Here is a 22945-nt window from a genome sequence, read left to right as displayed (position 1 = left end):
TCTCCCACGCTGCCCTATCGGCAGATCACGCGGTATGGGTCCCTGCGTTCGCAGGGACGACGATGAGAGTTCTACTACGGTTTCGCCGCGGCGAGCCCCAGCGCGTCGACCATCACGCGGAAGACTTCCGTATTGTCCATCGAGCCCTTGACCCGTTCGCTGCCGGGTCCGGTCGCGGTCAGGATGACGTCTTCGCCGGAATGCACGCTGGCGTTCATCATCGCCGGCAGATTGCCGGGCCGCAGCACGGCGCCGGGAACACCCTTGTACTTGTCGTTGGCCTTGAAGGTTCCGTCATCGTCTCCCTTCATGGTCGGGTCGTTCGGGCCGTCGAGTTTGGGGCGAAAGGTCTCGTAATGGTCGGGCAGGCTGGCCGAGAAGATGGCGAGCCGCCGGCTGACGTCGACGCGCGAGGGATAGCCGTCGGCATCGGGCGCCGGGTAATTCGGGAAGCCGGCCTTGTCGTAGACGCCGACGCGCTCGCGCATCGGCGCTTCCGACGTCGTGCTCATGTCGTGATTGATGGTGCCGACCAGTGCGTTGGGGTGGTTATGGTCCGGCGTCACCAGAATCAGGGTGTCGTCGCCGCGCTTGCTCGCCCAGTCGCGGGCGAGACGCACTGCATTGTCGAGCATGATGGTGTCGTAGACGGCGCGGTCGAAGTCGAGGGCATGCGCGTATTTGTCGATCAATCCGGATTCCACCATCAGGAAGAAGCCGGCCTCGTTTTTCGACAGCACGTTCAGCGCGGCCTGGAGCTGCTCGGTCAGGTCGGGCTGCTCGGGAAATTTCTTGACGCCGCCGCCCTTGAGGAATTTGCGATCCAGCGCCCCGTCCATATTTCCCGTGGCGAACAGCCCGAGCAACTGGCGCGTATCGAGTTTGGCCGCCAGCGCATTGAGCTCGCCGGCGGTCGTCGCCAGGGCATAGCCGGCCTCGCGGAACCGGGCGATATAATCGACCTCGTCCTTGCGCTTGGATCCGGCCGCCGACTTCGGCAGGAAGTTCGCGCTGCCGCCGCCCAGCAACACGTCGGGCCTTGCCACAAAAAGCTGCTCGACAATCTCGTCATAGGCAGCCCGGCGCCGCGTATGCGCCACCATCGCCGCAGGCGTGGCGTCCTCGACTTCGGTGGTGGTCACGATGCCGATGCTCATCTTGAGCCGGCGCTGGGCAAGGCTCGTGATGGTTTCGACCTTGGGATCGTCGAACGCGTCTCTGGTGCGGTCCGCATAGACGCCCATCGCGTTGACCGCGCTCTTGTGGCCGGTGGAATAGGCGCTCGCCGAGTTTGCCGAATCGGTGATGATCGAATCCGAGCCGGCGGTCGCCACCAGCGCCGTATGCGGCATGTCGTCCATCGCAAGCTTGCCGAGGCTCTTGCCCTCCGCAATGCCCTTGGAAAGTAGCCGCGCCCCGACGCGATGGGCGGGCGACATCCCGTCGCCGATGAACAGGATCACGTTCTTCGCCTTGCGCGGCCCGGTGCCGTAGACCGTCCACGTCACCTTGCGGCTCGTCGTGCCGTCACTGACCTCGACAACGACCGGGCCGGGCTTTGCCAGCTCGACATCGCGAAGCATCAGCGCGGATTGGTCCCTGCCGTCCTCACGCTCGATAAACGTTGCGGCCCGGCCGAACACGGCGGCATGGTCCTGGCCGTTGACCGTTACCTTCAGTTTCGCCGGGTCGACCCGATCAGGGAATTCAACCTTGAAGTCGAACCGCGCGCCGGAGAGAATTTCGGCGCGGTCGATCGGATAGACTGTTTGGGCAACAACCGGCGATGCCGAGAGCAGGGCGGCGAGGGTGATGACGGTGACTGGCTTGATCAAAATCTGGGGCTCCGCGCGTGCTTGCCTGCAGGGCAGCGACAGCCGCGGCTCTGCAAGAAGTGAAAGCGGCCAACATCTATCCGCCCCGGATGACATCTATGTAACGGCCGCGCGCAGCGGTGCCGAGGCGCCGAAAAATCCGGCCCCGCGGATTCAGCTCTTGTCGTTACCGAGCTTGAAGATCTCGGAACCGTCCCCGCTCGATAGCAGGCCCGTGTCCGAATAAAGCTTCAGCTTGGCGCGGGTATCGGTGATGTCGAGGTTGCGCATGGTCAGCTGGCCGATACGGTCCGCCGGCGTGAACACCGCATCTTCCACCTTCTCCATGCTCAGCCGCTCCGGCTGATAGGTCAGGTTCGGGCTTTCGGTGTTGAGCAGCGAGTAGTCGTTGCCGCGGCGCAGCTCGAGCGTGACCTCGCCGGTGACGGCGCGCGCCACCCAGCGCTGGGCGGTTTCGCGCAGCATCAGGGCCTGCGAATCGAACCACCGCCCCTGATAGAGCAACCGGCCAAGGCGCATGCCGCTGATCCGGTATTGCTCGATGGTGTCTTCGTTGTGGATGCCGGTGACCAGGCGCTCATAGGCGATGTGCAGCAGCGCCATGCCGGGCGCCTCATAGATGCCGCGGCTCTTGGCCTCGATGATCCGGTTCTCGATCTGGTCGCTCATGCCGAGACCGTGCCGGCCGCCGATGGCGTTGGCTTCGAGGAACAGCGCCAGCGGATCGGCGAAGGTCTGGCCGTTCAGCGCGACGGGCTGGCCCTCCGCAAAACGCACGACGACCTTTTCGGCCTTGACGGCACAGTCGTCGCGCCAGAACGGCACGCCCATGATCGGATTGACGATCTTGATGCCGCTGTCGAGGCTCTCGAGATCCTTGGCCTCGTGGGTGGCGCCCAAAATGTTGCTGTCGGTCGAGTAGGCCTTTTCGGCGCTCATCTTGTAGGCAAAGCCGTTGGCGGTCATGAACGCTGACATTTCCGCGCGCCCGCCGAGCTCGTCGATGAACTGCTGGTCGAGCCAGGGCTTGTAAATCCGCAAACTTGGATTGGTCAAAAGGCCGTAGCGATAGAACCGCTCGATATCATTGCCTTTGTAGGTGGAGCCGTCGCCCCAGATGTTGACGCCGTCCTCCTTCATCGCCGCAACCAGCATCGTGCCGGTTACCGCGCGACCCAGCGGCGTGGTGTTGAAATAGGTGTTGCCGCCGGTCGAGACGTGGAAGGCGCCGGACTGGATGGCGGCGATGCCTTCGTGCACCAGTTGCGTGCGGCAATCCACCAGGCGGGCTTTTTCGGCGCCGAATTCGAGCGCCTTGCGCGGAATTTCCTCGTAGTCGGCCTCATCAGGCTGGGCGAGGTTGGCGGTATAGGCAAAGACGCGGGCGCCCTTTTGCTTCATCCACACCAGCGCCGCCGAGGTGTCGAGGCCACCAGAAAAAGCGATGCCGACTTTTTCCCCTTTGGGCAGGCTCTTCAGGATCGTGCTCATCGTGCTTCCAATCGGTCGAAATGGTGGATGTCGTTTGCGGCTTTGGGTGCGCGAATATCAAACTTTGCGCTTGTCGGCACGCCTTTAATAGCACGAGGCAGAGGCAGGCCGGGATGGCTCAGCCCGGCTGGCGCGAGCCCTTGGTCAGACGGTTCCAGGGCCGGGCCAGGCGTGCCAGCGCGGCCTCGACGGCCGCATCCGAGACCCGGGTCGCCGGCCAGCGGTACAGCCAGCCATGGGCCAGCCAGATCACCAGAAAGCTCACCAGGCCGGCGGCCGCCACATCGGTGAAAAAATGCCCGCCAAACGCCATCCGCAGCACAGAGGTGGTGATCCCGAACAGGGTCGCCGCCACATAGGCCAAGGGCCGCCACGCCGGCGGCGTCAGCGCCGCGGGCGCGTAAGCCCAGAACGCGGTGGCGCCCTCGCCGGAGAAGAACGAGCAGTTGCGTCCGCACGTGCCGCGCGGATCCCAATACGGCACGAACTCCTGCGGCCCATTGAACTGCGTCACCACCACCGGCCGCGGCCGGCCCCAATAGCTCTTGAAGGTGAGGTTGGTGAGAACGACCGCAGATAGCAAAATGGTGCTCAGCAGGAATACGGCGGTACGCGCGCGAATGAACATCGGCAAATCCGGACGCACCATCTTCACCACGATGGCCGCGAGCGACGGCAATGCGAGCGCCCACGCGATCCACATCGCGGCGTCGCGGGCGATGACGGCGATCCAGCTCTGCTTCAGCGGAAACGAATGGGTCGCGGGATCGTAGAACAACGCCGCCAGCTTGAGATCGAGTTCGGGGAAAATCCCGAACAGCAGTCCGATGACGAGCGCCAGCCCCAGCGCGATGAAAAGTCCGGTCCGGTTCATGGCGCGGTGTTTAGCCGAGGGGATGGGCCTTGAAAAGGCTCACGGATGCGGCCGCGAATGCGCCGGCAGCGGCGGTGGCGGCCGCAAGGGTTTTGGCGGTTCGCGCCATGCACCCGCGGTCCGGCCCGCGATCATCCAGTAGACCAGGCCCGCGACGATACCCGCCCCGGTCATGATTTCGAGATGGCGGCGGACAATGCCGTCAAAGCGCATCGTTTCGGGATCGAACGGGACCAGACCGAGATAGCAGGCGCACCCGACCAGCGCGCCGCCGATCGCATAGGTCAGCACGCCCCGGACATAAAACGCCTCCGTGATCAGAACCACGATCAGCGCCGGCAGCAGCGCAAAACCCGAGATGAAGATGAATCCGAACCCGAGCACGACATTGATCGCGCCCTGATCGATCGGCCCTGCGCCAAGATCGCTGAACTCGGGATACAGCACCGCGCCGACCACGATCATCCCCGCCGCCAGGCAGGCGAACAGGAATCCGAACAGGATGACGAAGAAGCGGCCGATCAGCGCCATTAGATTAGCCCACCGTCATTGCGAGCGAAGCGAAGCAATCCATCTCTCCGCTTGCTGAGACATGGATTGTCTTCGTCGCTCGCGCTCCCTTGCGCAAACGCTTCGCGTTTGTCGCAGGCAATGACGGACGAGACATCAATTGCACCCTAGTCAATCCGTCATCGCCATCGCGCGCAACGCCTGACGCTCGCGCGCGGACAATTTTTCGGTTTCCGATTTCAACTGGCCGCAGGCGGCGAGGATGTCGCGGCCGCGCGGCGTGCGCACCGGCGAGGAATAGCCGGCGTTGAAAATATACTCGGAGAATTTTTCGATCTGGTCCCAGTCCGAGCATTCGTATTTGGTGCCCGGCCACGGGTTGAACGGAATGAGATTGATCTTGGCCGGAATGCCCTTGAGCATTTTTACCAAGAGCTTAGCGTCGTCCATGGAATCGTTGACGCCCTTGAGCATCACATATTCGAAGGTAATGCGGCGCGCGTTGGACGAGCCCGGATAATCGCGGCAGGCCTGCAGCAATTCGGCAATCGGGTATTTGCGGTTGAGCGGCACCAACTCGTTGCGCAATTCGTCGCGCACCGCATGCAGCGAGATCGCCAGCATGACGCCCATCTCGTCGCCGGCGCGGACGATGTTCGGCACCACGCCCGAGGTCGACAGCGTGATGCGGCGGCGGGAAATGCCGATGCCTTCATTGTCTGATGCGATCAGCAGCGCGTCGCGCACCGCGTCGAAATTGTACAAGGGCTCGCCCATCCCCATCATCACCACATTGGTGACGAGGCGGCTGCCGGTCGGGGTCTCGCGATCGGCCCAGTCGTTGAGCCGGTCGCGCGCCACCATGATCTGGCCGACGATCTCACCGGCGGTGAGATTGCGCACCAGCCGCTGCGTCCCGGTGTGACAGAACGAACAGGTCAGCGTGCAGCCGACCTGCGAGGAAACGCACAGCGTGCCGCGATCGGTTTCGGGGATATAGACGCACTCGACTTCATGCGCCTTCTCGAGGGCATTGCCGCTCGGCAGCCGGAGCAGCCATTTGCGGGTGCCGTCGTTGGAAATCTGCTCGGCGACCACTTCCGGACGATCGACGGTAAAATGCTGCACCAGTTGCGCGCGCATTTCCTTGGAGATGCTGGTCATCGCATCAAAATCTTTGGCGCCGCGGACATACATCCAGTGCCAGAGCTGCTGGGTGCGCATCTTGCGCTGTGCGGGCAGCACGCCGATCTCGCCGAGCCGGTCGGCGATTTCCGCACGAGAGAGGCCGATCAGCGACGGTTTTGCGGGCGGCACATAGGTTTCGAGCGGAATCTTTTCGAGGGGAACCTGAGCCGAGGAACTGCTCTCGATTGAAGCGACGGTCATCGTGTTTCTGTTCTTGGGATACGTAGGGCGGGCAAAGCGAAGCGTGCCCACCGCAAGCGTTAATGGTGGGCACGGCGCCATGCGCCTTTGCCCACCCTACAGGTAGCACTCAAATAGGCCTTCCGGGGCGCACAAACAACGTCATTTTCGGCTAAAACCGCCTAACGCCGGCAATCCTGCGCCAATTTGTCGAGCGCCTGCGACAGCCCCTTCAGCGAGAAGGTGTCGGTGGTCTCGGTGCCCTTGGCCGAGACACCCTTGACGGTGACGTCGGCGGCCTTGCGCATGGCATCGACCATCCGCTCTTCCTCGGCGGCGTTCTTGATCCAGAGGCCGTCGCCCTGCGTGTACATCGCATACGACGCGCCGCCGACCTCGAGCGAGGATTCCGAGCCCGGCTTCAGCGCGTAGCCGATCATGACCGAGACTTCGTTGATGACTTTTTCCGCCGGGCGCGTCGAGACGAAGGCATAGGCCGGATCGCGCGGACGGTTGGGCGGATTGGTCTTCGACGACGATGGCTTGGCCAGTGCAAAGCACACCTTCTTGCCGTTCGGCGTCGCCGTGTAGGCGCCCCAGGTTCCGAACTGGCCGATCAGGGTCGGCTCCGCGCCACCGGCCGCGGCTGCTGCCGCCGACTCAGGCTTGGCGGCAGACTTGGCAGCCGCCGCGGGCTTTTCCGCTGCCGCTGGCTTGGCCGCGTCTTTGGCGCCCTTCGGCGCAGCACTCTGCGCCTGCGCAAGGTTGGAAGCCCCGCACAGCAACGCACTCAGAACAAGGGATGTCAGTATCTGCCGCACGGACAACTGGTTCCCTCATCATTGTGACTGGAAGATGGCCCGGCGACGGGTCGGGCCGTCAACTATGGATAACCGGGAAACGCCTTTTTGGGAAGGTACTTACGAGCTATCCGGCCGCTGTATCCACGGTCATGTTGGAGGTATCGCGCGCCTCTCGCGGAGTTAGCCTTTGGTACGGCCTTCGCGCTGCTTTTGCCACTGCGCGTCGGTCCATTGCAGCAGGTCTTCGGCGCCGGAACTGCGCAAATGCGAGCCGCCATCCTGCACCACCATCTCGCCATTGATGTAGCCGGCCTGGTCGGAAATCAGGAAGCTCGCCAAATTGGCGAGCTCGCTGTGCTCGCCGGCGCGGCCGAGCGGATTGCGGTGCGCCCAGCCCTCGTCGCGGCCCTCGGGGCGAAGCTGGCCAGATGCACCCGGCGTTGGAAAGGCACCGGGCGCGATCGCGACCGTGCGAACGCCCTTCGGCCCCCACTCGACCGCCAGACTCTTGGTCATCGCCAGGATGGCGGACTTCGCCATTGCCGACGGCACCGTGAAGGCGCGGCCGGTGATGGTCGAGGTCGAGAGGATGCTCAGCACCACGCCGCTATGACGGCCCTCGATCCAGCGCTTGCCGGCCGCGAGCGTGCAATACATCGTGCCATGCAGCGTCGGCCCCAATATCGCATCCGCCGCGCGGAACGACAGATGTTCGGTCTGCGCGAGGAAAGTCGCGGCGGCATTGTTGACCAGCACGTCGATCGGCGCCTCGCGCCAGACCTGATCCATCATCGCATCGACCGCCGCGCCGTCGCGGATATCACAGCGCGTCACGGAAACCTTGCCACCGAGCTCATTGCGCATCTGGGTTGCCGTGGCCTCCAGCAATTCGAGCCGCCGGCCACAGATGATGAGTTCCGCCCCGAGCTCGATAAAGCGCCGCCCCATCGCGGCGCCAAGCCCGGAGCCGCCACCGGTGACCAGAATGCGCTTTCCCGCCAGCAGGCCTTTTTCAAACATCGTTTGAATCCCTTCCCCGTTTCATCCGTCACGATTCCTCGATGTGCAATTGCACATCTGGGGTTCGTGCTTTTTGCGCGCCCCGGAATGACAGTCTGCTTGACCATCCGAATCGGATTGTAGCCCGTCCTCAAATCCGGCAAGAAGCATTCAGCCTTTCCTTGTGCGTCCGAAAATCAGGTGTGTCCATGAAAGCCATTCTCTGCTCGCAATATTGCCAGCCTGACGACCTCGTGCTGGCCGATGTGCCCGATCCCGTCGCCGGCCCGGGCGAGGCTGTGATCGCGATCAAATCCGCGGCGCTGAATTTCTTCGACATCCTGATGATCCAGGGCAAGTACCAGATCAAGCCGCCGTTCCCGTTCTCGCCGGCCGCCGAAGTCGCGGGCGTGATCGAGAGCGTCGGCAGCGGCGTCACCGATCTGAAGGTCGGCGACCGCGTGGCAGCCTCCTGCGGCCACAATGGCGCGCGCGAAAAGATCGCGCTGCCGGCCAACTCGATCGTGAAGATTCCGGACAATCTGGACTTCGATCGCGCCGCCGGCATCTTCATCATCTACGGCACCGCGCTGCATGCGCTGGAAGATCGCGCCAGCCTCAAGCCCGGCGAAACCATGGCCGTGCTCGGCGCCGCCGGCGGCACTGGCCTCGCCGCCTGCGAGCTCGGCAAGCTGATGGGCCTGAAGGTGATCGCCTGCGCCTCGTCGGATGAAAAACTCGAATTTGCGAAAGCGCACGGCGCCGAGCTTGGCCTGAACTACAGCAAGGAAGATCTCAAGGAGGGCTTGCGGCGCCTCACCGGCGGCAAGGGCGTCGACATCATCTTCGATCCGGTCGGCGGCACCTACGCCGAGGCCTCGCTACGCTCGATCGCATGGGAAGGCCGCTTCCTGGTGATCGGATTCGCCGCCGGCGACATTCCGAAAATGCCGCTCAATCTGGCGTTGCTCAAGGGCTGCGATATCCGCGGCGTGTTCTGGGGCGCCTGGGCCCGGCTCAACCCTAAGAAGAACCGCGCCAATCTGGAGAAGCTCGTGAAGTGGACCGCGGAAGGCAAGATCTCCTCGCATGTCGACCGCACCTTCCCGCTGGCGCAAACCGCCGAAGCGCTGAAAGTGCTCGCCGGCCGCAAGGCGATGGGCAAGGTGATTCTGCATCCGTGATGCTGCGCGACAAAGGTCGCGCTTCATTCAACGTCTCTTCTGTTTTGAACGATCATCGTTCGGCAAAACATCGAACGGGCCGCGCGCAACGCGGCCCGTTTTGGCAATTGGCGCGCATGCGCCTTGCTCGGCGTAGGATGCTGAAAATGCCTTCATCCGAGGCGGTTGTGCGTTAACGATATGCAATTTTAAATCTCTGAATTGCGTCAGCTCGCCGCAATCAGAACAAAATGTCTCCCGATTCGAGCGGGCCGGCGTCGTTTTTTCATCCCATTCGGCATGCGAATAGACCGCCCAGTAAACGGGTTCCCGGACACCAATAACAACAAGAAAAAGATGCCGGCCTCCCGTCGTTGCGTTTTGGTAGCGGGGAAGCATCGCCATGGTGGAGAGTACAAGGCAGGTTCAATCTGGAGATCCGTTCGCAAGATTAGGCGAAGCGATCGATAATCCCGGATTGTATGCGACGCATCAATTTCTGCGGTCGGAAGCACGCAAGCCCGACCCGTTGGTTCGACAAGATCATCTGGCAGACGACCCGGTGCCGCTTTTTCTTGCCAGCCAGCAGGATGCGCGCCATCGGCAGGATGAGCGCTATCAACCGGAAGAGCGCTATCAGGATCTGCCCTTCTATCAAGAACCGCCCGAATACTCCTTCGCAGGCGGCAAGAAACGAAGAGCGCGCGCATCGCGCATCGTGACCGGTGCGCTTGCGTTGTCCATCGTGGCCGCCGTTCTCGCGCTGCTTTCCTTCGATTCGACACGCGCGGTCATCGTCAACGCCAAGGCGTCGTTGGCCAGCGCAGCGCCCGCCCCGTCAGGCGCGGCACAACAGGACGCCGCGCCGCCGGCACCGCGCATCGCGGCACAGCCTGCTGGTCCCGAAGCACCGCCGGCAACGCCGGAAGCGGCAACCGCACAGCAGCCCGTTGCGCTGGCATCCGCTTCACCGTCACGCGACGAAATCACCGCGGCCTACCAGAGCGCCATCAAGACCAAGGTTGTGGCGATCGAGCCGACGGCCCCCGAACCTGCACCAGCGGCACGGCGCATCGATCCGGAAGAACTGGCTGTCCTGTTGAAGCGGGCGAAGGGCCTGCTCGCGATCGGCGACATTACCTCCGCCCGGTTGCTGCTCGAGCGTGCGGCGGACGCGCAGGAAGCCGACGCCGCGCTGATGCTGGCGGGGACCTATGATCCGCAGGTGCTGGGCAAGCAGGACACGCGCAGCATCACGCCCGATCCGGCGATGGCGCGACTTTGGTACCAGAAGGCCGCCCAGCTCGGCTCGGCCGACGCCAAGCGGCGTCTCAGTCAGGTCCAAAACTAGTCAGCTTCAGAACCGGTCATCACCGGCACGCATCACTTACGACCGCGCATCACGCGACATCTGATATCACGCAGGGAAACAACAAATGCGACGACTGTTTGGAATGGCCGTATTTGCCATCATGATGGCTTGCGGCCTAACGGCCCAGGCCCAAACCCAGCAAACCGAGTACGACCCGGCCAAGGTCAGCGAGAGCCTGAAGGCTATTTTCCAGTTCGGTTCTGTCGCCACCAAGCAGAGCCTGAACTCGAACACGGTCACGCTGATGTCGGGGACGATCGGCGGCACCTATGTGCAGTTCGGTGCCGACCTTGCTTCCGTGCTCGACGATGGCAACAAGTTGCGCGTACTGCCCATCGTCGGGCGCGGTTCCGTGCAGAGCGTGGCGGACATCCTGTTCCTGCAGGGTGTCGATCTCGGTATCGTCCGCTCCGACACGCTCGATTATCTCGAACGCAAGGGCTTTGCGAAGGATATCAAGAAGCAGTTCACCTACGTGACCAAGCTCTACAATGAAGAGATGCACGTGATCGCGTCGAAATCGGTCCGCAGCTTGAGGGACCTCGAAGGCAAGACCGTCAGCGTCGACCTTCCCAATGGCGGCACGTTCGTCACTGCGCTGACCGTGTTCGAACGGCTCGGGATGAAGCCGAAGGTGGTCTATGTCGAGCAACGCATCGCGCTGGAGAAATTGAAGGCCGGCGAGATCGACGCCGTGATCGTCTGCGGCGGCAAACCGTACAAGTCCGTCAGCACGTTCAAGGACGACCGCTTCCATCTGGTGACGGTGAATTACGAGAAGCCGCTGCAGAAGGATTATCTGCCCGCCAGCCTGTCGTCGAAGGACTATCCCAACCTGATTTCGGGCGACGATCGCGTCGACACCATCGCGGTGCCAGCGGTGCTCGCGGCGTATAATTGGGCGCCGAACACCGAGCGCTATCGCAAGCTGTCGCAGTTCGTGGATGCGTTCTTCACAAAATTCCCGACGTTCCAGAACCCGCCCTTCCATCCGAAGTGGAGGGAAGTCTCGCTGTCGGCGCCGCTGCCCGATTGGCAACGGCTGCCGGTCGCCGAGCAATGGCTCAAATCCCACAACGTCGAAGCGGTCGCGCGTACCCGGTTCGATGAATTCCTGAAGCAGAGCCCAACTACCGCGGCGAACATCAAGACCGATGCCGACCGCGAGACGCTGTTCAAGCAGTTCCAGGCTTGGGAAACCGAGCGCAACGCGCGCGCGCAAGTTCGCTCCGGATCGCAGAAGTAGGAAACCTCAGACGCCATCGGGATCGCCGCAAGCGATGCCCGGCGGCGGACGTCGACGCGGGACTATTCCGCGTCGTCGTCCTTCCCGACGCCTCGCTTCAGCGCAGCCCGCGCGGCGTCGCGGTGCTCCGACGTGATATAGCTGGAAACCATGCGGATGGCGGTGGCCAGGACAGCGGCGTCGTCGGTGAAGCCGAGCACCGGCAGCACGTCGGAAACGAAATCGAACGGCAGGACGAAATAGGCGATGGCGCCGAGCAGCGCCGCCTGCACATGGCGCGGCGTCTGCTTGTCGAACGCACAATAATAGGCGGCGAGCAGGTCCTCGGCGAAGGGAAGCTTCGCCACCACCCGCTTCAGCTTGCTCCAGAAGCGCCGGCGCACGCTTTCGCGGTCCTGCGCCAGCCGATCGGCCGGTTCAAAACCCACGCTGTGTTCGGACGTTGCCATGACGGCGCTCCCTCAAGACCGGCGCGGCGGATCGCCGCGGCTGGCTGCCTAGGAATTGGGGATGTCCGGCCGCCGCCGCAAGATCGCTGCCCCAAGCTTCAGGCGACACCAAGCTGCCTTGCGATCCCGTTCATGGCCTTGGCAAGCTGGATATCCGACTTGGTGACGCCGCCGGCGTCATGGGTCGCCAGCACCACTTCCACCGTCTTGTAGACGTTCTTCCACTCCGGATGATGGTCGTTCTTCTCCGCCACCAGCGCCACGCGGGACATGAAGCCGAAGGCTTCGTTGAAGTCCTTGAAGATGAACGTCCGGGCAATTGCCTCGCGGCCGGATACCTCGGACCACCCCGAAAGTTCCGCAAGCGACGCCGTTCTCGCTTCCGCCGACAGCCGTTCCGCCATGATCGCCTCCACGTTTTTTGAGTAGCCTTACCCTAACACCCGCAGGCACCCTTGGATCCCCGCCCAAAATAAGGCCGCAAAGAGGACAAAGGCGCGTCCAATGGCCGCTCGGGTGCCGGTAACCATGACGGAGATGTCACCACGGTCCGGCGAGGAATTTGCTAGAATGCCCGGTGTAAGCACGTTGGCAACCGAAGATCGAACCTCAAACGATTGTTCAGGAATTGATGACCGACGGCCCTCATCCCGCCGAAGCAGCACTGCCTCCCCCCTCGCCCCGTTCGGCGCGACGGCGGCTGGCATTCGTGATGCTGGCCGGCGTTCTGGCGATCATCGGCGTGGCGGCGGCCGGCTATCACATTGCGACGCGCCCGGTGACGTTGCGGATCGCGGTCGGCCCGGCCAACAGCGACGACCTCAAGGTGGTTCAGGCGCTGACGCAAGCCCTCAACAACCAGCCGCACGGTCCAATTCGGCTACGTCCGACACAGACCGACAGCGCGCAGGCGAGCGCCAAGCTGCTCGGCGACGGCAAGGCCGATCTCGCCATCATCCGGGGCGACCTCGACGTGCCCAAGAACGCGCAGGCCGTGGCGACGCTGCGCAAGAACGTCGTGGTGCTCTGGGTACCGCCCGCAAGTAAAGCCAAGGCCAAGGGCAAGAAGGCCGCGCCCGCGATCACCAAAATCACGCAGCTCGCCGGACATCGCGTCGGCGTCGTCGGCCGCACCGAGGCCAATGTCAATTTGCTCAAGGTGATCCTGGAGCAATACGGCCTCGATCCGGCGAAGGTCGAGATCGTCCAGTTTCCGGTCACTGAGGCCGTCGAGGCCATCCGCAACCAGAAGGCGGACGTCTATCTCGCGGCGGGCCCGCTCAACAGCAAGATCACATCCGATGCGATCGCGGCTTCGATGCGCGACGGCGGCACGCCGACCTTCCTGGCGATCGATTCGGCGGAAGCGATCGCGCAAAACCATCCGGCCTACGAGTCTTCCGAGATTCCCGCCGGGACCTTTGGCGGCGCGCCGGCCAAGCCGGAGGAGGAAGTCAAGACCATCAGCTTCTCGCATCACATCGTGGCGCGGAAGGGCGTATCCGACTCCACCATCGCGATCTTTACCCGGCAGCTGTTTGCGATCCGGCAAACGCTGAAGAACGATTTTCCGCTCGCCGCCAAGATCGAGACGCCGGACACCGACAAGGATGCCAATATCCCGGTGCATCCCGGCGCGGCCGCCTTTGTCGATGGCGAGGAAAAAACCTTCTTCGAACGCTACAGCGATTTCATCTGGTGGGGCCTGATGGGGCTCTCGGCGATGGGCTCGGCCGGCGCCTGGTTCGCGGGCTACCTGAAGAAGGACGAGCGCATTGCCAGCAATTCGCAGCGCGACCGGCTGCTCGATTTGCTCGCCGCGGCACGCAACTGCGACTCAATTGAAGAGCTCGACCAGATGCAGACGGAGGCCGACGGCATCCTGCGCCATATGCTGGAGTGTTTCGAGCACGGCGCCGTCGAGGATGGCGCGTTGACCACCTTCAACATCGCGCTCGAGCAGTTCCACAACGCGGTCGCCGACCGTAAGACGCTCTTGATGAGCATGCCGCAGAACCTGCAACGGGCCAGCGCGCAGTTCCGGGCCGCCGGCGCCTGAACCGGCATTCCTGTAATTCGGCCGTCATGGAATTTTTCTAAAGCCAGCTCACGCGACGAGAGGATTCCGTGATTTCGGGCCGATGCGAAGCATCGAACCTGAAATGACGAAGTCCTCGATACGCGTTATTCAGACGCACACCGAGGGTCGCATGACCGCTAGAATTTCCCGCCGAAAGTTTCTCTCCTCCACCACCGCAGCGGGCTTGGGCGTCATCGCTATGCCCTATCTCAGCCGCGCCGGCGACCGGCCGGTCATCAGCCATGGCGTGCAATCCGGCGACGTCGGCGCCGATGGCGGCGTGGTCTGGGCGCGCGCCGACCGTCCCTCGCAGATGATGGTCGAGGTCGCGACCACGGAGTCGTTTGCCAATGCGCGGGCGCTGCCGCCGATCGCAGCCCTCCCCGAAAGCGATTTCACTGCAAAAATGCTGCTGGAAAACCTGCCCGCGGGACAGGAGATCTTTTACCGCGTGCGGTTTCGCGATCTGTCGCATATCGACATCGCGAGCGAGGCCGTTGTCGGCCGCTTCCGCACCGCGCCGGCCGATCGCCGCGACGTCAGCTTCGTCTGGGGCGGCGATGTCGCGGGACAGGGCTGGGGCATCAACCCCGACGACGGCGGCATGTTCACCTTCGCCACCATGCGCAAGCACCGCCCGGACTTCCTGCTGCATTCCGGCGACACCGTCTATGCCGACGGCCCGATCAAATCCGAGGTGAAGCTTCCCGACGGCAAAGTGTGGAAGAACGTCACCATCGAAGAAAAGGCCAAGGTGGCCGAGACGCTCGACGAGTTCCGTGCTGCCCATAAATACAATTTCATGGACGAGCATGTCCGCGCCTTCAACGCCGAGGTGCCGATCTTCGTGCAATGGGACGACCACGAGGTCACCAACAACTGGTCGCTGTCGAAACAGCTCCCTCCGACCTACAAGGTGCGCGACATCAGCCTGCTCGCCGCCCGGGCCGGCCGTGCGTTCCACGAGATGTATCCGATGCGGGAAAGCATTGTGGAGCCTGGCCGGCTCTATCGAACGCTCCATTACGGCCCGCATCTTGACGTATTCATGCTGGACGAGCGCACCTATCGCGGCCCCAATGGTCCCAACCTGCAAGACAGCTACGGCCCCGAAAGCTATTTCCTCGGACCGGATCAACTCGCCTGGCTGAAGCGCGGACTGCTGAACTCGCGCGCGACCTGGAAGGTGATCGCCTCCGACATGCCGCTCAGCATCATCGTCTATGACGATGCCGCCAATAAAAAGGGCTCCGAGGCGTTCGCGCAAGGAGACGGCCCGCCGCGCGGGCGTGAACTCGAGATTGCCGATATCCTGCGCTTCATCAAGACATCAGGCGTCGTCAACACGGTGTGGCTGACGGCTGACGTGCACTACGCCGCCGCGCATTACTACAACCCCGACAAAGCCCAATTCCAGGATTTCGATCCGTTCTGGGAGTTCGTCGCCGGCCCGCTGCATGCCGGCACGTTCGGGCCGAACGAACTCGACAACACGTTTGGGCCCGAGGTGAAGTTCATCAAGGCGCCGGGGCCGGACAAGCAGAACCTGCCGCCGTCGGCCGGCATGCAGTTCTTCGGCCACGTCAAGATCGACGGGGCCACCGGACAGATGATCGTAACCTTGCGCGATCGCGCCGACGTCGCACTCTGGTCGACGACGCTCGATCCGAAGCGTACGTAGCGTTTTCGAGCGGAAGGGAACGCATCCGCCGCCGACAGATCAGACGCGCTGGTTGGCGTCTCAGCGACTGACGTTCAGCAGCGCGAGCAACGCCTCGGTCGAATAGGGCTTCGCCAGCCGCGGCGTGTTTGCGAAAGCTGCCGGAAGCCTCACTTCGGCGCCATAACCGGTGACGAAGGCATAGGGAATTTTCAGCGCGTCCAGCCGTTCGGCAATCGCAAAGCTCTTTTCACGGACGAGGCTGACGTCGAGCAGCGCAAAATCGGGCGGCCGTTCGGCGATCATGGCGAGCGCTTTGGCCACGCTTTGGGCCGTACGAACCGTTTTCACCCCAAAGCCGAGAATCGTGTCCTCGAAATCGAGCGCGATGATCGGGTCGTCCTCGACGATCAGGACGTCATTGGGCATGCCGTCGGCGACGGGTTGCATTGTACGCGTCAGTCCCAGGTTCACTGTTTTTTGTCCGGTTGCCGGGCCGAAGCCCCGGAAGGAGGCCCGACGACGCCTTGAAGCGCGGCCATCGGTTCCGGAACTGAAACCACCACACCGTCGTTATGCTGTCTGTTCACTAGTGCACATAAAAACGCGCACAGATTCGTTATTGTGCGCCCGAGGAACAGAGGAACCTTGGATGCAGGCGCGACGCGAGGAGCCGGCCGGCGTACGGCCGTTCAACAATCTGCTGCGCCGCCTGAACAATGCCGATTTCGCGCTGGTGGCGTCGCATCTGGCCGAGGTCGATGCCAGCGCCGGCGATGTGCTCTACAGCCCCGGCGACAACGTTGAAATCGTCCACTTCCCCTGCGGCCCGAGCCTCGTCTCCTACCTGGTCCCCAACGAGGATGGCCGCGATGTCGAGACCATTCTGATCGGCCGCGAAGGCGCGGTCGGCGGCATCGTCAGCCAGGGCTTCCTGCCGGCCTATACGCGCATCATGGTCAAATTCGCCGGGCCGTTCGTGCGGCTCCCGGTCTCGAAGCTGGACGTCGCCAAGAAGCAATCAGCGACGCTCAGCAACATCTTCGCCCGCTATGCCGACTGCATGCTGGCACAAATATTCCAGTCCACGGCCTGCAACGCGATCCATTCGATCGAACAGCGCACGGCAAAATGGATCATGGCGGCGATGGAACGCACCGACGGCGACGAAATCGTGCCGCTGACCCATGAGCAGTTGGCGACCCTGCTCGGGGTCGGCCGCAGCTACACCAGCCGGGTGATCCAGACCTTCAAGGCCGAGGGCATTGTGGAGACCCGCCGCGGCTCGATCCTGGTCCGCAACGCCGATGCGCTGCGAATCCGGTCCTGCCTCTGCAATGAGGCGGTGAAGGGCCATTTCGAGGAGGTTTTGCGGGGGGTCTATCCGGACCCCGAAAAGGGCAATTAGGCCGGCTATTGCCCGAAAATCAGCTAACCAAATGCCAAACAAATCATTGTTTTTTGGCGTTTTCTGACTATATTGCGCCGCAACGCGTAAGGTGTGCCCGGTCCTTTTGGCCGGGCTTCCTTTTTGGGGCCAAGGTCGAGGCCATTGCCCCTTTCGCATTTCAGGTTTTGAGCACGATCCGGAAAAGTGGGTCCCGGTTTTCCGGCGAGATCGCGCTCCAGCCATTGCACGACCAGAAGAAGAGCCATGAACCTTCGTAACGTCGCCATCATCGCCCACGTCGACCACGGCAAAACCACGCTGGTCGACAAGCTGCTGCAGCAATCCGGTACTTACCGTGACAACCAGCGCGTGGTCGAACGCGCGATGGATTCCAACGACCTGGAGCGCGAGCGCGGCATCACCATTCTGGCCAAGGCCGCCTCGGTGCAGTGGAAAGACACCCGCATCAACATCGTCGACACCCCCGGCCACGCCGATTTCGGCGGCGAGGTCGAGCGCATCCTGAACATGGTGGACGGCGCGCTGGTGCTGGTCGACGCCGCCGAGGGCCCGCTGCCGCAGACCAAGTTCGTGGTCTCCAAGGCGCTCAAAGTCGGCCTGAAGCCGATCGTCGTCATCAACAAGGTCGACCGTCCCGACGCGCGGCCGACCGAAGTCATCAACGAAGTGTTCGACCTGTTCGCCGCACTCGACGCCTCCGAAGAGCAGCTCGACTTCCCGATTCTTTATGGATCAGCCAAGCAGGGCTGGATGGGCGACAGCCCGGAAGCCTCGCACGAAGCCGGCATGCAGCCGCTGTTCGACCTGATCCTGCGCCATGTCGCGCCGCCGACGGTCGAAGAAGGCCCGTTCCGGATGATCGGCACCATCCTCGAAGCCAACCCCTATCTCGGCCGCATCATCACCGGCCGCATCACCTCGGGCTCGATCAAGCCGAACCAGGCCGTGAAGGTGCTCGGCGCTGACGGCAAGCAGATCGAAAGCGGGCGTATCACCAAGATCCTCGCCTTCCGCGGCATCGAGCGGACGCCGCTCGAGGAAGCCGAAGCGGGCGACATCGTCGCCATCGCCGGCCTCACCAAGGGCACCGTCGCCGACACTTTCTGCGATCCGTCTGTTGAAACCCCGCTGGTGGCGCAGCCGATCGATCCGCCGACCGTGTCGATGTCGTTCATCGTCAACAACTCACCGCTCGCCGGCACCGAAGGCGACAAGGTGACCAGCCGCATGATCCGCGACCGCCTGCTGCGCGAAGCCGAGGGCAATGTCGCGCTGCGCGTGGTGGAAGCCACCGACAAGGATGCGATGGAAGTTTCCGGCCGCGGCGAATTGCAGCTCGCGATCCTGATCGAGACCATGCGCCGCGAAGGCTTTGAACTCTCGGTGTCGCGCCCCCGCGTGGTGCTGAAGAAGGACGAAATCACCGGCGAATGGCAGGAGCCGATCGAGGAAGTCGTGATCGACGTCGACGAGGAGCATTCCGGCGTCGTCGTGCAGAAGATGAGCGAGCGCAAGTCCGAGATGATCGAGATGCGTCCGTCCGGCGGCAACCGCCTGCGGCTGGTGTTCTACGCGCCGACCCGTGGCCTGATCGGCTACCAGGGTGAACTGCTCACCGACACCCGCGGCACCGCGATCATGAACCGCCTGTTCCATGGCTATGCCAACTACAAGGGCGACATCCAGGGCCGCCGCAACGGCGTCCTGATCTCCAACGACCAGGGCGAAGCGGTGGCTTACGCGATGTTCAAGCTGGAAGACCGCGGCCCGATGATGATCGAGCCGGGCTGGAAGGTCTACAAGGGCATGATCGTCGGCGAGCACACCCGCGACAACGACCTCGAGATCAACGTGCTCAAGGGCAAGCAGCTCACCAACATCCGCACCACCTCGAAGGATGAAGCGGTGCGCCTGACCCCGCCGATCCGCATGACGCTGGAAAAGGCGCTGGCCTATATCGAGGACGACGAGCTCGTGGAAGTGACCCCGAAGTCGATCCGCCTGCGCAAGAAGTTCCTCGACGCCAACGACCGCAAGCGCGCGGAAAAAGCCAAGGAGGCGGTGGCGTAAGCACCGCCCGCGCAAGCGGCTGGAGCGTTTTCCGTTCCGATGGAATCGGAACGGGGCTCTAGATTTCTTGTTTTGACGCGTTTTCTTCACGCGAACCGGTGTCCACTTCTCCGGAAAACGCTCTGGCGTCAATTCCCCTCGTGCGTGCTCGGATCGTCGCCGTCATCGACCAGGTCGATGGCGGCGGTGGCATTTTCGGCCAGATCGATGGCGTTGCGCAGCGTGACGATATGCGGCGCCTGACAGGTGTCGGGCGCACGACGCACGTCCCAATAGGCCGTGTGGGTGAAGAAGTCGTCACCCCCTGCCTTCCTGGTCGAGACCGCGAGATCGACGATGTGATAGCCGAAGATCGGCGATAGCGCGCCGCCGATGGCATCTCCCCAGAACAGCTGACGCCGGGGAAAATAGATGTTGCTCCACCGGGTCAATCCGAACAACGCGCCGTTATGAATTTGCTTCCTGTGCGTCTTCGGATTGGTGAAGGTCAGCAAGCCGTCTCGATCGAGCCGTTTCGGCGGGCAGGTCGGAAACTCTCTTTCCCCGACGCGCCGGGCGAAATCATCCTTTAGATCCTGCTCGGTATTCAGCCTTCCCTCGGCTTTCAGATCCGCCGCGGTCTTGCCCAGGCACATCAGGAAGTAAGCGTGGGTCAGCGCGCTTCCCAGCGTAACGAAGTCGGTAACCAGCCAGCTTTTGGGCGTTTGCTGCTGGGGCGTGGGTTTCGCCGCGGCAGCGGCGATGCTGGCGATCGTGGCGCGCGCCTTGATCCGCAACGCCTTCTTGTCCTCGATCGTTGCCTTGGCGTCTTCCGGCTGCCATGTGGCGCTATCGATGGCGTCAAAATCCGCGCCCAGTTCTTCGACAGGCGGCAACTCATTGCAGACCCGGCTGAAATAGGCGCGCAGCATGTCGTAGGCGACGACGGTACCGAGGCTGTGCGCGACGACGACGACGCGATCGTACTGGCCGGACGCGTGGAGGTTTGCAAGCCGATCCACGGCCTCTTTCCTGATCGCCCGCCGCACCGCCACGTTGGCCGGTGAATTGCGGAAGTAGCGCGCGGCATCGCCGAGATACGGCTGCAGGAATGCGGCATTGACGATCAAATAGAGCCCGATCACGGCCGACGCCGCCGCGACGCTCCACGGCGAGTTCAGTCCCCATACCCAGGCCTTGACCATGGTAACGGCAAGGGAGGTGTCCGGATGCCAGTACCGGTCGGTGCCGACAAAGATGCCAAACACGACCACTGAAATCACAAGCGCGCGGCAAAAAGCGCGCAAGCCCTGACGGCCCATGAGCATAAAGCTCGCCAGCAGCGCAATCAGCGTGGGTAGTGCGACCAGCGTAAAGAGTTCAGCCCCGTCAGGAACGTTGCGATCGCCCGGAAAAAACTTCTCGACGATGAAGTAAGTCGCAATGACGACAATCCCGATGACGCAAAAAAGTGCGAGCAGCTTGATGAGGCGGAAGGCCTTCCATTTCGCCGCGACAACGAGGCCCACGATCAGGCTGGCGAACAGCAGCAGGAACGGCGCGACCAGCATGATCTGCGCAACGTTTCCCGAAAACAGCAGAATGCCCTGCAACACCAGCACCGCGAAGGAGAGATTCATCAGGCACAGGAAAATGGCCGCGGCCCACCAAAGCCCGTTCATGCCGAGCTTCATGATCGGCCCCTTCCGGACCAGCTCGTACAGCCAGAGCAGCACCGCGACGGCCTTGGTCTCACTCATCAGGTGAGCCCAGTATAATTCGTGGAAATCGACAAGGCGGCCATCGGGCGAATCCGGCACCGTGTTCGTCGTCATCACCGCCAGGTCGATGTCGGAGCCGTCCCTTTCCGGATGCGTCCAGATCCGCTTGCCTTTGTCGGCCGGGTTTTTCTCGTCCAGCCAGACGCCCCGTATGACGCCGCGCACCGTTTCCAGCGCGCGTTGGCTGCCGATGCCGTGAACGACAAGGATCGCGGTTCTCTTCCGCGCGGTGGCGGGATCGAATTCGGCCATGGCTGAAATCCAGACCTGAAATGACGTCAAGGAGAACGATCCATTCAACACAACTACAAGGGGAGAAACAAGTCGCTCTTTTTCGCAAAGATGTCGCATCGCCCGCCGGCCATGGCCGAGACCGGCCGATCGATGCGAAAACCGCATCCCTCCCCTGCCTGCCATGGACCGGCAGCCCGCTGCGGACCGGCTTCAGGCCCCCTGGCGAACGTGCTAGAGGCTCGGATATGACGACCCTCCCCTCCGAAGTCGATGTTGCCATCATCGGCGCCGGCGCCGCTGGCCTCGGTGCCGCGCATGCACTGAAGGCGTCCAAGCTCTCCTGCGTCGTGCTGGAAGCGCGCGACCGCGTCGGCGGCCGCGCCCATACGATTCAGGCAGCACCAGACGTCACCTTCGACCTCGGCTGCGGCTGGCTGCATTCGGCGGATGAAAATTCATTCGTCGCGATCGCCGAGCAACTGAAGTTCGCAATCGACAGGAACCGCCCGCCCTGGCGCGAGCAGGCGCACAACAAGGCGTTTCCGGTTGAGCAGCGGGCGGAGTTCCTGAAGGCGCTCGACGCCTTCTACGACCGCGCCGGGGAAGCCGCGCAGCAGGCCGGGCAGAGCGGTCGCGACAGCGCCGCCGATCTTTGTCTCGAGCCCGGCAATCGCTGGAACCCGATGATCGATGCGATCTCGACCTACGTCAACGGCTGCGAACTGGATCAGGTCTCGATCCTGGACATGGACGCCTATGAAGACACCGAGATCAACTGGCGCGTCCGTCGCGGCTATGGCGCGCTGGTCACAGCCTACGGCGCCTCGATCCCGCTCGCGCTCAACTGCGCGGTGACGCTGATCGACCATTCGGGAAAACGCATTCGTATCGAGACGTCGCAGGGCACGCTGATATCAGACAGGGTGATCGTCACCGTCCCGACCAACCTGATCGCGGATGAAGCCATCCGCTTTCATCCCGCTCTGCCGGCAAAGCTCGACGCCGCGTGCGGCCTACCGCTTGGTCTCGCCGACAAGGTGATGCTGGCGCTCAGCGATGGCGATGACCTGCCGAAGGACGGCAGCCTGCGCGGCGCCACCATGCGCACGGCGATGGGCACCTATCATCTGCGACCGTTCGGCCAGCCCTGCATCGAAGGCTTTTTCGGCGGCCGCTTTGCGCGATCGCTGGAAGATGCCGGCCCCGGCGCACTGGCCGCCGAAAGCATCAACGAGATTGCAGGCTTCCTCGGCAACGACTTCCGCCGCAAATTAAAGCCGCTCGCGGAATCGCGCTGGGCCCACGACCCCTTCGCCCGCGGCTCGTATTCCCACGCCCTGCCCGGCCACGCCGGCGACCGCGCGCTGCTGGCCGCGCCCGTGGATGGACGCTTGTTCTTTGCAGGAGAGGCAACCTCGCCGGGGTTTTTCTCGACCGCGCATGGGGCAAGGGATTCGGGGGAGCGGGCGGCGGGGGAGGTTTTGGGTACGTTGGCGAAGTGATGGCTTCGTGCGTCATTGCGAGGAGCAAAGCGACGAAGCAATCCATGCCGCGACAAAGAAAGAATGGATTGCTTCGCTTCGCTCGCAATGACGGATCAAAGAGCGTCAGAACAAGTCA

General features: G+C 63.0%; 21 protein-coding genes. 8 read left to right on the top strand and 13 right to left on the bottom strand.

Going from position 1 to position 22945, the window contains the following annotated elements:
• Positions 1-74: 74 nt before the first annotated feature.
• The 7 genes from JQ575_RS24780 to JQ575_RS24750 form a co-directional block, all read right to left on the bottom strand.
• Positions 75-1838, bottom strand: a complete 1764-nt coding sequence (locus JQ575_RS24780; RefSeq protein WP_409364817.1) for an alkaline phosphatase — start codon at positions 1836-1838, stop codon at positions 75-77.
• A 150-nt stretch (positions 1839-1988) separates the two neighbouring features.
• Positions 1989-3326, bottom strand: a complete 1338-nt coding sequence (argG, locus tag JQ575_RS24775; protein WP_212035761.1) for an argininosuccinate synthase — start codon at positions 3324-3326, stop codon at positions 1989-1991.
• Positions 3327-3444: 118 nt separating this feature from the next.
• Positions 3445-4200, bottom strand: coding sequence for a phosphatase PAP2 family protein (locus JQ575_RS24770; protein ID WP_212035760.1), 756 nt, complete (start codon positions 4198-4200; stop codon positions 3445-3447).
• Between the two features lie 39 nt (positions 4201-4239).
• Complete coding sequence (locus tag JQ575_RS24765) at positions 4240-4731, bottom strand: hypothetical protein (RefSeq protein WP_212035759.1); 492 nt, start codon at positions 4729-4731, stop codon at positions 4240-4242.
• 150 nt (positions 4732-4881) lie between these two features.
• Entirely contained in the window at positions 4882-6099 is a 1218-nt protein-coding gene (gene rlmN, locus JQ575_RS24760) for a 23S rRNA (adenine(2503)-C(2))-methyltransferase RlmN (protein WP_212035758.1), read from the bottom strand.
• Between the two features lie 161 nt (positions 6100-6260).
• Entirely contained in the window at positions 6261-6899 is a 639-nt protein-coding gene (locus JQ575_RS24755; RefSeq protein WP_409364813.1) for an invasion associated locus B family protein, read from the bottom strand.
• A 162-nt stretch (positions 6900-7061) separates the two neighbouring features.
• Positions 7062-7901: an SDR family oxidoreductase gene (locus JQ575_RS24750; RefSeq protein ID WP_212035756.1), complete on the bottom strand. Its 840-nt coding sequence runs from the start codon at positions 7899-7901 to the stop codon at positions 7062-7064.
• Positions 7902-8089: 188 nt separating this feature from the next.
• Between JQ575_RS24750 and JQ575_RS24745 the strand changes: the two genes are divergently transcribed.
• Complete coding sequence (locus JQ575_RS24745) at positions 8090-9064, top strand: NADPH:quinone oxidoreductase family protein (protein ID WP_212035755.1); 975 nt, start codon at positions 8090-8092, stop codon at positions 9062-9064.
• Between the two features lie 27 nt (positions 9065-9091).
• Here the strand turns inward: JQ575_RS24745 and JQ575_RS24740 are convergent, their stop codons facing one another.
• Positions 9092-9448: a hypothetical protein gene (locus tag JQ575_RS24740; protein ID WP_212035754.1), complete on the bottom strand. Its 357-nt coding sequence runs from the start codon at positions 9446-9448 to the stop codon at positions 9092-9094.
• Positions 9449-9605: 157 nt separating this feature from the next.
• Here JQ575_RS24740 and JQ575_RS24735 point away from each other — a divergent pair, with 157 nt between their 5' ends.
• Positions 9606-10394 carry a hypothetical protein gene (locus tag JQ575_RS24735; protein ID WP_212035753.1) on the top strand — a complete coding sequence of 263 codons (789 nt, stop codon included), beginning with the start codon at positions 9606-9608 and terminating at the stop codon, positions 10392-10394.
• Positions 10395-10479: 85 nt separating this feature from the next.
• A complete protein-coding gene (locus JQ575_RS24730) occupies positions 10480-11661 on the top strand; it encodes a TAXI family TRAP transporter solute-binding subunit (RefSeq protein ID WP_212035752.1) in 1182 nt (393 codons plus the stop codon).
• Between the two features lie 62 nt (positions 11662-11723).
• Here the strand turns inward: JQ575_RS24730 and JQ575_RS24725 are convergent, their stop codons facing one another.
• Positions 11724-12110, bottom strand: coding sequence for a YkvA family protein (locus tag JQ575_RS24725; RefSeq protein WP_192739374.1), 387 nt, complete (start codon positions 12108-12110; stop codon positions 11724-11726).
• Between the two features lie 98 nt (positions 12111-12208).
• Positions 12209-12514, bottom strand: coding sequence for a 4a-hydroxytetrahydrobiopterin dehydratase (locus JQ575_RS24720; RefSeq protein WP_212035751.1), 306 nt, complete (start codon positions 12512-12514; stop codon positions 12209-12211).
• Positions 12515-12741: 227 nt separating this feature from the next.
• Here JQ575_RS24720 and JQ575_RS24715 point away from each other — a divergent pair, with 227 nt between their 5' ends.
• Both JQ575_RS24715 and JQ575_RS24710 read left to right on the top strand, forming a co-directional pair.
• Positions 12742-14169, top strand: coding sequence for a TAXI family TRAP transporter solute-binding subunit (locus JQ575_RS24715; protein WP_212035750.1), 1428 nt, complete (start codon positions 12742-12744; stop codon positions 14167-14169).
• 151 nt (positions 14170-14320) lie between these two features.
• Positions 14321-15871: an alkaline phosphatase gene (locus JQ575_RS24710; RefSeq protein ID WP_212035749.1), complete on the top strand. Its 1551-nt coding sequence runs from the start codon at positions 14321-14323 to the stop codon at positions 15869-15871.
• 60 nt (positions 15872-15931) lie between these two features.
• Here JQ575_RS24710 and JQ575_RS24705 read toward each other — a convergent pair whose 3' ends face one another.
• Positions 15932-16300, bottom strand: a complete 369-nt coding sequence (locus JQ575_RS24705) for a response regulator (RefSeq protein ID WP_212035748.1) — start codon at positions 16298-16300, stop codon at positions 15932-15934.
• Positions 16301-16502: 202 nt separating this feature from the next.
• On the opposite strand from JQ575_RS24705, the gene JQ575_RS24700 reads away from it, so the two are divergent.
• The gene (locus JQ575_RS24700; protein ID WP_212035747.1) at positions 16503-17258 is read left to right on the top strand and encodes a Crp/Fnr family transcriptional regulator; all 756 of its coding nucleotides are present in this window, start codon (positions 16503-16505) and stop codon (positions 17256-17258) included.
• A 23-nt stretch (positions 17259-17281) separates the two neighbouring features.
• On the opposite strand, the gene JQ575_RS24695 is transcribed toward JQ575_RS24700, so the two are convergent.
• Positions 17282-17506 (bottom strand): hypothetical protein, encoded by a 225-nt coding sequence (locus JQ575_RS24695; protein WP_192739380.1) that lies wholly within the window; start codon positions 17504-17506, stop codon positions 17282-17284.
• Between JQ575_RS24695 and typA the strand changes: the two genes are divergently transcribed.
• Entirely contained in the window at positions 17505-19331 is a 1827-nt protein-coding gene (typA, locus tag JQ575_RS24690; RefSeq protein WP_212035746.1) for a translational GTPase TypA, read from the top strand. The genes JQ575_RS24695 and typA overlap by 2 nt on opposite strands.
• 128 nt (positions 19332-19459) lie before the next feature.
• Here typA and JQ575_RS24685 read toward each other — a convergent pair whose 3' ends face one another.
• A complete protein-coding gene (locus JQ575_RS24685) occupies positions 19460-21343 on the bottom strand; it encodes a hypothetical protein (RefSeq protein ID WP_212035745.1) in 1884 nt (627 codons plus the stop codon).
• 227 nt (positions 21344-21570) lie between these two features.
• Between JQ575_RS24685 and JQ575_RS24680 the strand changes: the two genes are divergently transcribed.
• Positions 21571-22827, top strand: a complete 1257-nt coding sequence (locus tag JQ575_RS24680; protein WP_212035744.1) for an NAD(P)/FAD-dependent oxidoreductase — start codon at positions 21571-21573, stop codon at positions 22825-22827.
• Positions 22828-22945 lie beyond the last annotated feature (118 nt).

Source organism: Bradyrhizobium sp. JYMT SZCCT0428 (assembly GCF_018131075.1).
Lineage (GTDB): Bacteria > Pseudomonadota > Alphaproteobacteria > Rhizobiales > Xanthobacteraceae > Bradyrhizobium.
Note: the sequence above shows the minus strand (reverse complement) of the source record. Positions and strands in the feature narration are given on the sequence as shown.

Bases quoted from the DNA above. Each gene is read 5' to 3' on its own strand.
- JQ575_RS24685 (WP_212035745.1), bottom strand. From the start codon at position 21,343: ATGGCCGAATTCGATCCCGCCACCGCGCGGAAGAGAACCGCGATCCTT.
- JQ575_RS24745 (WP_212035755.1), top strand. From the start codon at position 8,090: ATGAAAGCCATTCTCTGCTCGCAATATTGCCAGCCTGACGACCTCGTG.
- JQ575_RS24710 (WP_212035749.1), top strand. From the start codon at position 14,321: ATGACCGCTAGAATTTCCCGCCGAAAGTTTCTCTCCTCCACCACCGCA.
- JQ575_RS24770 (WP_212035760.1), bottom strand. From the start codon at position 4,200: ATGAACCGGACCGGACTTTTCATCGCGCTGGGGCTGGCGCTCGTCATC.
- JQ575_RS24715 (WP_212035750.1), top strand. From the start codon at position 12,742: ATGACCGACGGCCCTCATCCCGCCGAAGCAGCACTGCCTCCCCCCTCG.
- JQ575_RS24750 (WP_212035756.1), bottom strand. From the start codon at position 7,901: ATGTTTGAAAAAGGCCTGCTGGCGGGAAAGCGCATTCTGGTCACCGGT.
- JQ575_RS24680 (WP_212035744.1), top strand. From the start codon at position 21,571: ATGACGACCCTCCCCTCCGAAGTCGATGTTGCCATCATCGGCGCCGGC.
- typA (WP_212035746.1), top strand. From the start codon at position 17,505: ATGAACCTTCGTAACGTCGCCATCATCGCCCACGTCGACCACGGCAAA.
- rlmN (WP_212035758.1), bottom strand. From the start codon at position 6,099: ATGACCGTCGCTTCAATCGAGAGCAGTTCCTCGGCTCAGGTTCCCCTC.
- JQ575_RS24765 (WP_212035759.1), bottom strand. From the start codon at position 4,731: ATGGCGCTGATCGGCCGCTTCTTCGTCATCCTGTTCGGATTCCTGTTC.
- JQ575_RS24725 (WP_192739374.1), bottom strand. From the start codon at position 12,110: ATGGCAACGTCCGAACACAGCGTGGGTTTTGAACCGGCCGATCGGCTG.
- JQ575_RS24700 (WP_212035747.1), top strand. From the start codon at position 16,503: ATGCAGGCGCGACGCGAGGAGCCGGCCGGCGTACGGCCGTTCAACAAT.
- JQ575_RS24740 (WP_212035754.1), bottom strand. From the start codon at position 9,448: ATGGCGATGCTTCCCCGCTACCAAAACGCAACGACGGGAGGCCGGCAT.
- JQ575_RS24695 (WP_192739380.1), bottom strand. From the start codon at position 17,506: ATGGCTCTTCTTCTGGTCGTGCAATGGCTGGAGCGCGATCTCGCCGGA.
- JQ575_RS24730 (WP_212035752.1), top strand. From the start codon at position 10,480: ATGCGACGACTGTTTGGAATGGCCGTATTTGCCATCATGATGGCTTGC.
- JQ575_RS24720 (WP_212035751.1), bottom strand. From the start codon at position 12,514: ATGGCGGAACGGCTGTCGGCGGAAGCGAGAACGGCGTCGCTTGCGGAA.
- JQ575_RS24705 (WP_212035748.1), bottom strand. From the start codon at position 16,300: ATGCAACCCGTCGCCGACGGCATGCCCAATGACGTCCTGATCGTCGAG.
- argG (WP_212035761.1), bottom strand. From the start codon at position 3,326: ATGAGCACGATCCTGAAGAGCCTGCCCAAAGGGGAAAAAGTCGGCATC.